This window comes from Arenibacter sp. ARW7G5Y1, from assembly GCF_003201775.1.
GTDB lineage: Bacteria > Bacteroidota > Bacteroidia > Flavobacteriales > Flavobacteriaceae > Arenibacter.
This window is the reverse complement of sequence record NZ_QJJZ01000005.1, coordinates 258953-272412: the sequence shown is the minus strand read 5'-3', so window position 1 is coordinate 272412 and position 13460 is coordinate 258953. Positions and strand designations below refer to the sequence as shown.

Below are 13460 nucleotides of genomic sequence, written 5' to 3'. Positions count from 1 at the left end.
AAACCTTAGTACTTGCAGTAATGCCGGGATTAAGATCTACCGGTCTTGTTTTTTTCTCCAAAGAGGTATTTGTCATCTGCTCTTCGGGATTTTATTATTTTGGCGGGAATACCATAGGCAACAACTTCACTAGGTATATTTTTGGTTACAAGAGAGCCAGCACCAATAATCGTATCCCTTCCAATTACAATATTTTCAATTATGGTAGCTCCAATTGATATTGCACTACACTCATTCAATTTTAGATTTCCACCTGTCCTTACCCCCGATGAGATACTGGAATAATCATTCATAACACCATCATGGCCCAACGAAGAGTTGGTGTTTAGGATACAGAAATCCCCAATTTTACTATCACTATTTACAACTACACCGGGCATAATGGCAATTCCATGGCCCAATGTCACTTCCTTGCCAATAATTGAACTGGGATGAATGGCATTGATAAATTTTAAATTGGGATTTAAGGTGGAAATTTTTCTGGACATAATTTTTCTGGTACAATTATCTCCAATAGCTATAAAGCATCCACTAATGTTGTTTTTTTCTACGATTTCATTCAGATCATTTTCCGAACCCAGTATGGTATATTCAAACAATTTATCCCCTTTCTTTTTAAAAGTATCCAAAAAGCCATAGATATTGTATTGCTTTTGCTTTTCAATAATATCTACAATAACCTTTGCATGTCCAGAGGCGCCAATAATTAATATGTTCTCCATCTAAATAAAGTTTATATGTCGGTTTAAATAAGTTTAATTCTGGGGTGAACCTGTAAACGGGGGCATGTTTAGGTTTTCTGAACTATTAACGCCGTCTTTAAGGATCACTTTTTTGGCTGTTAAAACTAAAATTTTAAGATCCAGGGCAAATGAGAGATGTTGTACATACCAAACATCCAATTCAAACTTTTTTTCCCAATCAATGGCATTTCTACCATTAACTTGTGCCCAATTGGTAATACCAGGTTTTACATCATGTCTTATTTTCTGGGTTTCATTATATAATGGAAGGTATTGTACCAATAGTGGTCTAGGGCCTACGATGCTCATATCCCCTTTCAGGACATTGATCAATTGTGGTATCTCATCCAAGGAATATTTTCTAATAAATAGACCAGTTTTGGTGACACGTTTATCAAAAGGTAAAAACTCCCCATGTTCGTCCTTCTTGTCGTTCATGGTCTTGAATTTTATAATCTTGAATATGTTTCCATTTTTTCCTGGTCTTTCCTGATAGAAAAATGACTTTCCATTATTGGTAAAAAATAGGATAATCATGACCACTATAAAAATAGGAGATAGTATAAGTAGACCCATCAATGATATGAGAATGTCACATAAACGTTTAAAAAAGGTGGAGTACATGGTTAATCTAAGTAGTGATTAATAAAATAAGTTGGCATTATGTTCAATAATATATATTACAGATATCTAAATATGTTAATCGGAAATAAATTGGGTCTGTTTTCAAAGATAACTTATAGCGTGTTAATATAAGACAATCTAAATATTAAAAAATTAACCGGGTTTATTACTTTACATAAATAGCAATGCCTATAAAAATAAAATTTTGGATTCAATATTAAAAGTTTAAACGTTAAAAGGAAAATAAGTACGTTGTAACTTGGGCTAAATCCAAATTGGGAAAAGATTTACTTTTCGTTGACATGTGAAATTATTGTTGAATATGCATGTTCTGGAAGCAAGTATTTATTTTTGTAATTATAACCATTAAGGCCCATTTGAAGGCGTAAGTCCTTATCGCGGTATAAGGTCATTAATTTTTCCTTTAATAAATCTGTTTTACCGGCTTCTGCCCAGAACCCCGAATTGGTATCCTCCAACATGTCGCCAAAATCGGTAGAAAGATCGATTGAGGCAAGTATTGGTTTTTTGAGGTTGAAATAGGAGAGGACCTTGGAAGGGAAATTGGGTATAGTAAAATCTTCACTAAGGGATATAAGCCCCACATCTGCAATTCTCAATAATTCGTTATATTCAGAACGTGGAATTTTATCTTTTAGGATGACATTGTTCAGATTGTATTGGCTGGCAAGGTTTTCTATTTTTTTCTTTTCGGTACCCTCTCCAATGATAATAAATACGATATCATCAATAGATAAGCAGCTTTTGGCCAGTTCAATGATATTCTCCATTTTTTGTGGCTTGCCTATATTACCGCCAAAAATGAGGACAAATTTGTTCTTTAAACCATATTGTTCTTTAATATTTTCATTATCGGCAGATGCTGTAGGGCTTTGTGCATTTTCCCAGTTAGGCAACAAATGCAGTTTACTTTGATCCAATTGCGGGTTATGTTTTTTAACGTAGGACACGTTTGCATTGGACATACATCCAATAGCATCCGAGACTTGGTACATCTCTATTTCCTTTTTCCGAAAGTAAGTATACGTAAGGCTATTTGGAGCCATCATTTTAAGATCTACCGCATTTTGAGGGAAAATATCCCTAAGAATAAGGTACATTTTGGTTTTCGATTTTTTCTTTAACCATTTCGCAACATTGGTTAGGGTAATAGGGGGGGTAGGCATAAGAATAAGATCAAAATCCAGTTCGATTTTGTTTTTTCTTAGTGCATTTTTATATTGATAGGGCAACAGTACATTGGCAATTCCCTTTTTGAATTTCCCTGTGTTAAACAATTCTAAGGTAGAAACCCTTAAAACCTTAATACCTCCTTCTATCTTTACCCCAACTTCTTTATTTTTCAAGGCGGGTGCCACTACCAGGACATCATGCCCCTGCTGGCTAAACTCACCTATAAGGTCAGTCCAGATAGTGGTGCTATTTTCTACATTTGGAAACCCTAGGGCAAGAAATATAATTTTTTTCATTTTTAAATTTTAGACCAAACAGTTCTGTTTATGTAATCTACGTATGAAATAATGATACGGACTACCTTTTCGCTCACATTGGGCATAGAATAATCGGCAACTGGCCTAAAATTCCTGTTCGGATTACGCGACTGCACTTCCAAAGCCTCCAGAGCCTGCATAATGCGTTCTGGGTTCAGACCTACCATCATCACGGAAGCTTCTTCCATGGCTTCGGGCCTTTCGTGTGCTTCCCGAATGTTCAGGGCCCTGAAATTTAAGATGGAGGACTCCTCCGATATGGTGCCGCTATCGGACAAAACAGCAAAAGAGTGGTACTGCAATGCATTGTAATCTGAAAAGCCCAGAGGTTTAAGAAATTGAATATTGGGGTGTGTTTTTATTTTTTTCTCATTTAACATGTTTCTGGTTCTGGGATGGGTAGAAACAATTATGGGATAATCGTATTTTTCCGCAATTTGGTTTAAGGAAGTTATAAGCCCTTCAAAGTTTTTGGGATTGCTAATATTTTCTTCCCTATGGGAGGATACTACAAAAAATTTCTGTTTTTCAAGATTTAGTTTTTCCAGTACATCGGAAGCTTCAATCTTGGCCTTGAAATTTCCCAATACCTCGAACATTGGACTACCGGTCTTGATCACCCGATCTGGCGATAAACCTTCCCTCAATAAATATTCCCTGGCAATATCACTATAGGTCAAATTTATATCTGAAATATGGTCTACAATTTTTCGGTTGGTCTCCTCGGGCACCCGTTGATCGAAACAACGATTCCCTGCCTCCATATGAAAAACAGGAATTTTCCGTTTTTTGGCAGGAATGGCACATAAACAGGAATTGGTATCTCCCAGGACCAAAAAGGCATCCGGCGCCAGTTTTTCCAATATAGGGTCTATGGCAATTAAGATATTCCCCACGGTTTCGGTGGCATTTTTACCGGCTGCATTAAGAAAATGATCGGGTTTTCGTATTCCCAAGTCCTCAAAAAATATTTCATTGAGTTCATAATCGTAATTTTGACCAGTATGTACCAAGGTATGATCAATAGCTTTATTGGCATCGAGGGCATTTAAAACACAGGCCAGTCTTATTATTTCGGGGCGTGTACCCACAACGGTTAATACTTTAAGCTTTTTCAATGGTTGTTTTTTTTATGTTTATTATACGTTTACAAAGTAAGTATCGGCATCCTCAGGATTGTAGGGCTCATTGATCCAGAATAGGGTAATTAGTTCTGTGTCTCCAATATTTTTTATATTATGGGTATACCATATGGGCATGTCTACATAAGCAGGTTCATCCCCGTCCAAATAATAATCAAGGACTTCATCTGTTCCAATCTTCCTAAGCTGTATAAGTGCTTTGCCACTTATCACCGCAAATCTCTCGGCTTTTCGGGTATGAAAATGATTTCCCCTAGTTATGCCGGGAACAGTGGTGGAATAGGAAAACTGTCCGCTGGTATTAGTTCTTGCTATCTCTACAAAGCTACCTCTATTGTCCGTGTTCTTTTTAAATTTAACGGGATAATGGCTTGTTGGAATATAACACCTAAAAGTGTTGAAAAGTGCTTTCTCAAAGTTCTGTTCCAAACTGGGAAAAATTCCATTTTCCAAATAGTCGGTTTTATATTGTTGCAATAAACTTAAGATTTCGGAAACTTTTATGTTTTTTGTTGGAGCAATCTTTAATTCCTTAACATTTTCATCTGCAAGCCCACTTTTATTGAAGTCTTTAATAGACTGTATAAAGATTTCTACCAATTCGTTGATATAGATGAGGCCCACCTCACTATCGTTTATTATGGTGGGATTTTCGTTATGTGCTATTTTGTGGCAAAATGTGGCTACCACCGAGTTGTAATTTGGCTTTCCAAATGGTCCGAAAACATTGGGAATGGTCAAGGAGGTAAATTTACTGCCCACTTCCTGGGCCCACTTAATTAATTTCTCTTTTCCCTCTTTTTTGGATCGGCCGTAAAGGTTATCCTTTTCTTCCTGTGAAGAGGATGAAAATATAATATGGGGTTTTACATCTTCTGTTGTACAAGCATCTATTAGTTGGGAAACCAAATCGATATTGGTTTCATAGATAACATTGGGATCCACGTGTCTGTTCATCGCTGCCAAATGAACTATGACATCGCATTCAGCAACAAAATTGCACAATAATTTTTTGTTTCCGAAGAAAGTACGTTCAAAGGGAACCAATGTTATGGTCTCGTCCAGAGACAGGGTATTATATAAATGGTTACCTACGAATCCGGCCTGACCGGTGATTCCTATTTTTTTATTCATGTGTTAAATTGGTCATGTTGAACATTATCATTTAAATTTAAAATTTGACACAGTTTAGGTTAATTTTAAAAAAAATGTGCTTGTTTATCGTTAGGAACAATCATTCGAATAAGATAATAAATCTTATTTATCATTAAGATTATTAAAACATTATTAAAATACGTTGTATTTACATAAGCAACTTGCGTTCTATTTTTTCATTTTTTCGTTTATCGGAATACTCAAAGTATTTCTTTAACCTTAAAAAAGCTGATTCAAAAAAATGATAGCTGAGGGCAGCAAGAATGTATGTTGCCGTAAAGCGGATTAATAGATTGATAATTTGACTATTAGTGTTCAGGTAATTGTCGCATAGAGCGTAGGCCAATGGATGGTATACATAAAGACCGTAGCTTATTTTTCCGGTATAAACCAAAAATCGAGATCTTAAAAACTTATTAATTAAATGGTCGCTTTTTAAACATAGTACAAACCCAATCAATGAAAAATAGGTAAATGAAATAAGTAAATATTTAAAAATTTGTATGTAGGTGTTTTTATCACCTGATATAAACAGCCATATCGTAATTGTGGGAATAAATATTCCACAAAGTAGTATGACAAACTTTTTTATGTTTTCACTCGTAAAGTAATTTTTTAATTCCAAAATTGCCAAAATTGCCCCAATAGCCAATGAGTCGAACCTGGTAAATGTAAATTTAAAGACGTCCAGGTCCTTATTGACCATATATATTCTGAGAAGTAGGGCAAACACAATTATACCTATGATTATCTTAATTAGATTTTTTCTTGAAAATAAATATATGACTAAGGGCCAAAACAAGTAAAAGTGCTCTTCAACGGCTAAAGACCAAAAGTGGCTTGGACCAACCGCATCCCAACTAAATGTACTGGCAAAATTCTGTAGATATAGGTAATAATAAATTTGTTGACTAAAATCTGGAATTTTGGCATCTAAAATATATGGTACAATGAAGTATGATAATATCAAAAACAAATAATATAGAGGAAATATTCTCAGAGTCCGTCTTAAATAGAAATTTTTGAAATAACCCTCAGTCTCTTTTGTGTTAATAAGGATTCGTGTTATTAAAAATCCTGATAAAACAAAAAATAGGGTCACCCCAGTTTGTCCAAAAACGGATACTTTTTTAATAGTTTGCCAGAAATAAGAATTTGGGTCAAAAGCCTGGAAAAAATGAAAAATCATTACCATTAAAGCTGCTATGGCCCTAATTCCGTCCAGGTTATTGTAATACTTTAGTTTCATTGTCATTATTTAATTGCAATAGTAGAAATTTATTGGATTTCATAAATTAAAGTTTTAATGATACCATAATCGCATATGCCATAATTAAACAAAAAGGTGCCAAAAGAAATAATTTAATTTTTAAAATCACCACTGGGCGTTCCATGTTTCCAAGGGAAATCTAATGTCATCTTTCATGGATTCGTCCAAGGTAAAATCAGAAAACACCATCAACTTGGAACCATCTTCAAGGGATTTAAAGGCAGTGGCACTTCCTTCTGGAACTTCCAAGATTACAGGGGAATTTTCGTTTAAAACGAATCTTTGCGGTATTCTATTGTTGGGTGTAGTTTCTTTTGGCATTATATTTACAGTGTTGATCACAAAACTACCGCTATGGCAATAGAACCATTTTTTTTCATTATGGTGCCCCTGCCAACCCCTAATAATACTAGTATTGTCTGGGGAAATCTCATAAAAGCGAACAATCTGGGACATATCAAAAGTGTTGAAAAATTTTATTTTCCCACGGGTGTCAGAAAAAGTAGTCCCTTCAATTTCCAAGGTTTTATCCATTATAAATTTTCTTTTATAAAGTCTAAATTCAATAGGGTGTTTTTAAGTGCTTGATGGGTTAATTGCTCGGTGTTATGGGAGTGATAATCTTCAATAACATTAATGTCGGTTTCTCCTTCCGAAAAGTACCGGCTGTAGTTAAGATCCCTATTATCTGCAGGAATTCTATAAAACTCTCCCATGTCCTCGGCCTTTTGCATTTCCTCCCGGGTACAGAGAGTCTCGTATAGTTTTTCACCATGGCGGGTACCAATCACTTTTACTTCACTGTCGGAATTAAAAATTTCTTTAATAGCTTGAGCAAGATCACCAATGGAACTGGCGGGTGCCTTGTTTACAAAGAGATCTCCTTGGTTGCCGTTTAAAAAGGCAAATATCACTAAATCCACTGCATCTTCCAACGACATTAAAAAACGGGTCATATTGGGATCCGTAACCGTTAAGGGAGCTTTTTCCTTTATTTGCTTCACAAATAAAGGAATTACTGACCCCCTTGAAGCCATCACATTGCCATATCTGGTAAGGCAAACAATGGTATTGTCATTATTTATATTTCTAGAGGCGGCAACGGCCACCTTTTCCATTAAGGCCTTGCTGATTCCCATGGCATTAATAGGGTAGGCCGCTTTGTCCGTACTAAGGCAAATAATGCGTTTTACATTGTTGGCCACTGCAGCATCTATGGTGTTCTGGGTGCCAAAGACATTGGTTTTGGTTGCTTCCAAAGGGAAAAATTCGCAGGAAGGTACTTGTTTAAGTGCAGCGGCATGAAATACATAATCAACCCCTTGCATGGCTTTGGCTATACTGTTGTAGTCCCTTACATCTCCAATATAGAACTTAATTTTTTCGTTTTTGAGTTGGTTCCGCATATCGTCCTGTTTCTTTTCATCGCGACTAAATATGCGTATTTCTTTTATATTGGTTTCTAGAAAGCGGTTTAATACGGCGTTTCCAAAAGAGCCTGTCCCTCCTGTAATTAAAAGTGTTTTGTTTTTGAACATGGAATAATTGTTTTTAAATATTGTTTAGTGCCACTTTTTCTATCAATGTAGATTGATAGTATGGGTTGTATTTCTCATCTATAACGGAATAACATCTTTGTTTTATGATGTTTCTATCCACTGCTTTATTTTTATCAAACCAATTTTTAATGGCCTGAGATAAATCCTCGATAGAATCCCTCTCAAAGAAATCCCCATTAAATCCAGGGTCGATGGCTTCTGCCTCTGGCATTTGATAAGAGAAGTCGTTGTGGGTTATGACCGGGGTGCCATAGCTTAGGCAATGCATTAGGGTGAGACCTACATTTCCGGGTGAGATGCAAAGATCGGCCTGCGATATCAAACTATAAAGTTCATTCTCGTCATAACATTCTCCATAAAACCAGGTATGGAGGTTATTGTCAGTGGAAATCTCTTGTAGCCTCTCTCGTTCCGGGCCATCACCTATTAGGATGATGTTGTATAATTCCCCTTCATTTTCCAACTTTTTTGCAGCCAATAAAAGTTGCTCCAATTTTTTTATCCTGGTCAACCTGCCTATAAAAAGTAAAACTGGGTTTTTGTTGTTAAAATGATCTATATATGTATTTTCGTTACTTTGGGATTCCCTCATTTTTTTATGGAAATCATAATTGAGGGAATTATAAATCACATGGTTGTGATCTTTGTTAAAATTCCAGGAAAGAACTTTTTGCAAAGATAGATCCCCATAGAAGAAATTCCCAGTGGGAATGGATAGGAATATCCTTTTGACAAAAAGTGATAGCCTGTTTTCTTTTCCATACACACCATGGGTCCAGAAATAGACCCGCTTCCCCATTATTCGGGCAAGTATACTCGAAATCCAGGTGGATAAACATCTAATGTTCCCACTAAAGAGCAAAATATCATAATCACTAAAAGGAAGTTTTAGCACCCCTTTTTGCCATAAGAACCTAAAGTGGTATGTGTTTTGAATACGCTTCCATTGAAATTTTTCATTAAGAATATCCAGAGGAATATATTTTATATTATCAATGTTGTTTTCGGTTTCTAAAAAGAATGTAACATCCAGCGACTTTAATTCAGCCAGTTTTTCCCAAACATATAATCTGTAAAGGGGGCTTATGGCTGGAATCAAGGCAACTTTCGGTTTGTTTTTTTGCATTGAATTGTTAATTGGTGATCACTGTTAAGTGAATTAATTATCCGGAAAATATTTGTTTAAAGTAGTGAGGTCTATATTTGGTTCTCTAAATAGTTCTAAATGTTGCTCTATCATGGTATCATCAAAATCCCACCATTTTATTTTCAGAAGTTTTTCTATTACTTCGGGAGGGAATCTATACTTGATTACTTTTGCCGGCATTCCTACTGCAATTGCGTAGGGTGGAATATCTTTGGTAACAAGCGATTTGGCTCCTATTACTGCACCATGACCTATATTTACTCCGCCCATGATAAAACTATCAGTTCCAATCCATACATCGCTACCAATATTAATGGGTAAATTCTCTTGAAAGTCTATTTTATGTACCCATTTATTCTGAAGCTTATTATAATTGTAAAATACCTGATTGGTAGATAGATAATTCAAGGGATGTCTGCCGGCACCAATTTGAACGTTACCGGCAACGGAGCAAAAATTTCCAATTTTAGTATACACTATAGAACAACCCTTACTTATTCTAGTGTATTTACCTAATTGGGAATTCAATAATCGAACATGTGAACCCAACCTAGTGTATTTAGTAAAATCAGATTTTTTGTCCCAGTAGGAGAATATAGAAATATCCTTGTAGACTATTTTTCTCAATGAAAATATGGAAATTAAATAGTTCAAATATCTTTTCATACGTTTTTATCTGAAATTCAGTGTCCGTTGTTTTGGGTTATGTTTTTTATTTAAGAAGTTTATGGTCTGTCGTACTAATCTCAGGGGGATATAATATGGTATTTTGAAAATACCCATTATTGTGATTAATTATTTTTAATTTCATTTATTTAATAAACTGAAACTTTCTTTTAATATTGTTTATGCGGGGGTCTAAATTATTTTTTATTGAATTTTGTAGGTAAATCGGCAAGTAGGGCTGGGCCTCCAAGTTCATATTTATGCTATTTTAAAATCTAATTGGAGGTGTTGTTGTTTTGAATGCCAAAAATAATACCCAGGGGAACAAATAGGTTGATAGCGGTATATACCCCCCCTGAAAACGAGTATTGGGAAAAGCCCACAACTAATAACAATAGGGCAAATACACTGGTGTTGTCTATGCTGGCATTCTTTCTTCCAAGAAAAAAACCTTTGATCAGAACGGTCATAAACAAGATTATACCAAGCAATCCAGTAGACATTAGTATTTCTAGGATGAAATTATGGGGATAAATACCGCCGATTTCAATTTTACCCCCAAATATGGGATTTTCCAAAAAATGAGAGAAAGCATTGGCCCAAAGAGATTCCCTACCTCCCCCTTTGTCTTCAACGGTGTTGCCCATCCTTTCAAATAGACTACTGCCACTTGCTTCCATGGCCCATATAATTATGGGGATCGACAAAATGGAAACTGTAATAAATTTGAATTTTTGTTTCACTCCGCTATAGGCAATAAAAACAGGTAAGGTTAACATAATAGCAATCACAGATCCTCTGGATGATCCGAGTAGGAACAATATAAAGGACAATATAATCGTGGAGATTAAATACACTATTTGCAGCTTCCTCCTTTCTTTTAGGATCAACAATCTATAAATGCACAATACGATGGTCAAGACACCTGCATAGGACAGTGCCAATGGGTTAAGAACTTCTTCCCCGGTCTGGTAACTAACCAGATTAAGGCGACCGATCCCCTGGGCCAAAAACTTGCCATATAGGTATAGGCTTACCAGTCCCAGTATGAATCCAGAGGATATAAAGCCGTTTATAATATCTTTTTGGTATTTTTTTATGTCTATGGAATAATAGGCCATAAACGGAATTACTACATACAACAAAGCATAAAGTGGATACTCGATCCATATTCTTGCCAGCTCATGACTTGAAGTAGTGGATTCCGTAAATAGCACCTTTACTGTATAAAAAATCCAAAAGACAATGAATAGGATGGCATAATGTGCATTCGTATTTTGCACTAAACGCTTCCTAAATCGATGAATGATAGCCAACATAATTAAGGCCATTACTACTCTGAGCGGAACGGAATAGAACCTTGATAACGAACTAAGATTAAAGGAGAATATAAATGCAAGGCCTGCATAATAACCGCTATAAACAAAAAAAGAAATTATAAAAATCAATCTTTTCATGTCAATGATTTGTTTTTGTTAATAATCAATTCATAAAATCCAGCTATCAAAATCAAGAACAGTATATTGGCCCAAAGAGAACTTTTTGCCAACGATAATGCACCATCGATTCCTCCATTTTGTGTTAGCAAAAAATAGGCGATTCCAAAAATAGAGCCATCCCTAATAATTCTAAAGAACAACATGAGCCAATTTTTATTCTCCGACATATAGGCCTGGGCATAGACGTTACTCATGCTTGAAAAAATAGTGGTGAATACGGAAATATTTAAAACAAATTTTAGTCCGGAGAAATTATCCCCATAAAAGGCTACTATGTAGTCCGATAGGAAATATACGGTTAATGAAAGTAAAAGAGTTACACAAAAATTGAATACTAAAATCAATCTCAATATTCTTAACCTAGCCTTATTGTTGCCCAGGGTGGCAGATAAATGAGACAGTATAACATTTCTTAAAATCCCGGGGATATATAGTATTATGGCACTCCAATAAACGGCAGCAGAACTTAGTCCAACCTCTCCATAAGTTGATAATTGAACCAATAATAAACCTGTTGAATAAGTAATAATTGAGTAAAACGCTTCTTGCAAGGCAACAGGTGTAGAGAATTTAAGTATTTCTCGTAACGATATTTTCGTTTTTATTTCTTTATCCACAGGTACCACATTTTTCACAATGTTGTACCTGAGAAGAAAATAAGATAGAATTTGTAAAAAGATTGAAGATATGAATGCCCCTGTTAGTCCATAAACATATGTTAAGACCACACCCATCAAAAAGTTCCCAATACCTATAATAGTATTGATCTTGGCCAAAACCTTGAACTTTCCCAAACCGGCAAGTATGCCTTCCTGGGTCCTGCATAGGGATCCAACTAAAATATTAATTGAGATTAAACGCAGAAAAAAAGATAACTTGGGTAAATTAAGTAAATGAGTTGCTATATATTCTGCCCCTAGGAATAAAACCAAAGTGGCAAATCCACTAAAAAATAACGTTAATTGCCGGCAAGATTTAATTATTTGTGATAATAATTCCGGTTTTGTAGTTTTATATTCGGCGATATATTTGGTTGAGGTGTAGTTAAGTCCAAAATTAGTGAAGATCAAAATGGAGGCTATTGTGCCATTTACAATTCCGTACTCCCCGTACACTTCTTTGCCTAAAATCCTTGCAATTATAATAACCGTAAGTAGTGACAGTCCCTTTCCCAAGACATTTCCAAAAATAGCCCAGAAAGAATCATTGACCAACTTACTGTTCTTTAGGCGATTTTTAAGATTGTAAATGTATGTCATAGTACCATTATGTCTCAAAGTATGCACGGCTTTGTAAAAGACAATGCATGTAAAGCTTGGGTCATTTTATTGAAGGTGTTTAAAAACATAATTAAATACGCTAAATTACTGGAATTTTTAGAATAGTGTTATTTCCGATTTACGCAGTAAAATTGGCATTTTTGTTTTACATAAAGAAATAAACCTATAGACTTGACCAAAAAAAACGTTGAACTGTAATTTTACTTTTTAATGAATAGGTCGGAGATCTGGACTATTGTTTGGATATCATTCTAATTTAATGGCCTAAAATAGGAAGAAGAGTGTATTTGTGGTATTGGGATGGTAAGGTGTTTTAAACAAAAAATATTCGTTTTTTATTGGGTGAAAAAGTTTTGCAGAGACTTTCATATCAGACCAATAGTTTTATACGCTATTTTGTTTTAAGGTATCTATGTAACGAAAATATGTTGCCCTTTGGGTTTTGAAGTTGTTTTAAGCAATAGTGCTCTGGTAATTCGTAATAATTTAAATCCACTCCATTAATTCTTGAAAATCAACTATGGCAAAAACCTTTTTGTATTCGTTGAAAGTGAGTAAGGCCATATAAAATGTCTTCATAAAGGCTAATCAGAAATTATGGAAGTATTTACACAATACTTAAGACAAAATTAAAAACCAACTAGGGACCCATTTCGAGATCGCTAGTTGGTTATAATAATATATACTAGATTGGCCGGTAGGTTGTATTATATTTAATTGCAATTAGTACTGGACCATTTGGAGCTATCCAAATCTATATAATTGGAAGAGCCACTGTTGTTTGTTCCTATTAATACCTGACCTGTATATTTGGAGGCACTAATGTTATAGTCATAAATGGAACTTCCTGATTCAAATACATTA

12 protein-coding genes are annotated in these 13460 nt (G+C 35.1%); all 12 read right to left on the bottom strand.

All coding sequences use genetic code 11. From position 1 onward, the window contains the following. Positions 1-29: 29 nt before the first annotated feature. Positions 30-722, bottom strand: coding sequence for an acetyltransferase (locus C7972_RS09860; protein WP_110355995.1), 693 nt, complete (start codon positions 720-722; stop codon positions 30-32). 33 nt (positions 723-755) lie between these two features. Then, on the bottom strand, positions 756-1367 hold the full coding sequence (locus tag C7972_RS09855) for a sugar transferase (RefSeq protein ID WP_110355994.1): 612 nt from the start codon (positions 1365-1367) through the stop codon (positions 756-758). A 287-nt stretch (positions 1368-1654) separates the two neighbouring features. Further along, positions 1655-2857: a glycosyltransferase family 4 protein gene (locus C7972_RS09850; RefSeq protein WP_110355993.1), complete on the bottom strand. Its 1203-nt coding sequence runs from the start codon at positions 2855-2857 to the stop codon at positions 1655-1657. Positions 2858-2859: 2 nt separating this feature from the next. Next, complete coding sequence (gene wecB, locus C7972_RS09845; protein ID WP_110355992.1) at positions 2860-3996, bottom strand: non-hydrolyzing UDP-N-acetylglucosamine 2-epimerase; 1137 nt, start codon at positions 3994-3996, stop codon at positions 2860-2862. Between the two features lie 21 nt (positions 3997-4017). Then, positions 4018-5154 carry an NAD-dependent epimerase/dehydratase family protein gene (locus tag C7972_RS09840; RefSeq protein ID WP_110355991.1) on the bottom strand — a complete coding sequence of 379 codons (1137 nt, stop codon included), beginning with the start codon at positions 5152-5154 and terminating at the stop codon, positions 4018-4020. Between the two features lie 169 nt (positions 5155-5323). Then, positions 5324-6424, bottom strand: coding sequence for an acyltransferase (locus C7972_RS24410; protein ID WP_181422850.1), 1101 nt, complete (start codon positions 6422-6424; stop codon positions 5324-5326). A 126-nt stretch (positions 6425-6550) separates the two neighbouring features. Further along, positions 6551-6979: a WxcM-like domain-containing protein gene (locus C7972_RS09830; RefSeq protein ID WP_110355989.1), complete on the bottom strand. Its 429-nt coding sequence runs from the start codon at positions 6977-6979 to the stop codon at positions 6551-6553. Continuing rightward, entirely contained in the window at positions 6979-7983 is a 1005-nt protein-coding gene (locus C7972_RS09825; RefSeq protein ID WP_110355988.1) for a polysaccharide biosynthesis protein, read from the bottom strand. The genes C7972_RS09830 and C7972_RS09825 overlap by 1 nt, the downstream gene beginning before the upstream one ends. 13 nt (positions 7984-7996) lie before the next feature. Further along, on the bottom strand, positions 7997-9130 hold the full coding sequence (locus C7972_RS09820) for a glycosyltransferase (RefSeq protein WP_110355987.1): 1134 nt from the start codon (positions 9128-9130) through the stop codon (positions 7997-7999). Positions 9131-9163: 33 nt separating this feature from the next. Then, positions 9164-9817 carry a CatB-related O-acetyltransferase gene (locus tag C7972_RS09815; RefSeq protein ID WP_110355986.1) on the bottom strand — a complete coding sequence of 218 codons (654 nt, stop codon included), beginning with the start codon at positions 9815-9817 and terminating at the stop codon, positions 9164-9166. Between the two features lie 275 nt (positions 9818-10092). After that, on the bottom strand, positions 10093-11274 hold the full coding sequence (locus tag C7972_RS09810; protein WP_110355985.1) for an O-antigen ligase: 1182 nt from the start codon (positions 11272-11274) through the stop codon (positions 10093-10095). Further along, a complete protein-coding gene (locus C7972_RS09805) occupies positions 11271-12575 on the bottom strand; it encodes an oligosaccharide flippase family protein (protein ID WP_110355984.1) in 1305 nt (434 codons plus the stop codon). The genes C7972_RS09810 and C7972_RS09805 overlap by 4 nt, the downstream gene beginning before the upstream one ends. Between the last annotated feature and the right edge of the window lie 885 nt (positions 12576-13460).

Excerpts from the sequence above, each read along its gene's own strand:
- C7972_RS09860 (WP_110355995.1), bottom strand. The coding sequence starts at position 722 with ATGGAGAACATATTAATTATTGGCGCCTCTGGACATGCAAAGGTTATT.
- C7972_RS09855 (WP_110355994.1), bottom strand. The coding sequence starts at position 1,367 with ATGTACTCCACCTTTTTTAAACGTTTATGTGACATTCTCATATCATTG.
- C7972_RS09850 (WP_110355993.1), bottom strand. The coding sequence starts at position 2,857 with ATGAAAAAAATTATATTTCTTGCCCTAGGGTTTCCAAATGTAGAAAAT.
- C7972_RS09840 (WP_110355991.1), bottom strand. The coding sequence starts at position 5,154 with ATGAATAAAAAAATAGGAATCACCGGTCAGGCCGGATTCGTAGGTAAC.
- C7972_RS24410 (WP_181422850.1), bottom strand. The coding sequence starts at position 6,424 with ATGAAACTAAAGTATTACAATAACCTGGACGGAATTAGGGCCATAGCA.
- C7972_RS09830 (WP_110355989.1), bottom strand. The coding sequence starts at position 6,979 with ATGGATAAAACCTTGGAAATTGAAGGGACTACTTTTTCTGACACCCGT.
- C7972_RS09825 (WP_110355988.1), bottom strand. The coding sequence starts at position 7,983 with ATGTTCAAAAACAAAACACTTTTAATTACAGGAGGGACAGGCTCTTTT.
- C7972_RS09820 (WP_110355987.1), bottom strand. The coding sequence starts at position 9,130 with ATGCAAAAAAACAAACCGAAAGTTGCCTTGATTCCAGCCATAAGCCCC.
- C7972_RS09815 (WP_110355986.1), bottom strand. The coding sequence starts at position 9,817 with ATGAAAAGATATTTGAACTATTTAATTTCCATATTTTCATTGAGAAAA.
- C7972_RS09810 (WP_110355985.1), bottom strand. The coding sequence starts at position 11,274 with ATGAAAAGATTGATTTTTATAATTTCTTTTTTTGTTTATAGCGGTTAT.
- C7972_RS09805 (WP_110355984.1), bottom strand. The coding sequence starts at position 12,575 with ATGACATACATTTACAATCTTAAAAATCGCCTAAAGAACAGTAAGTTG.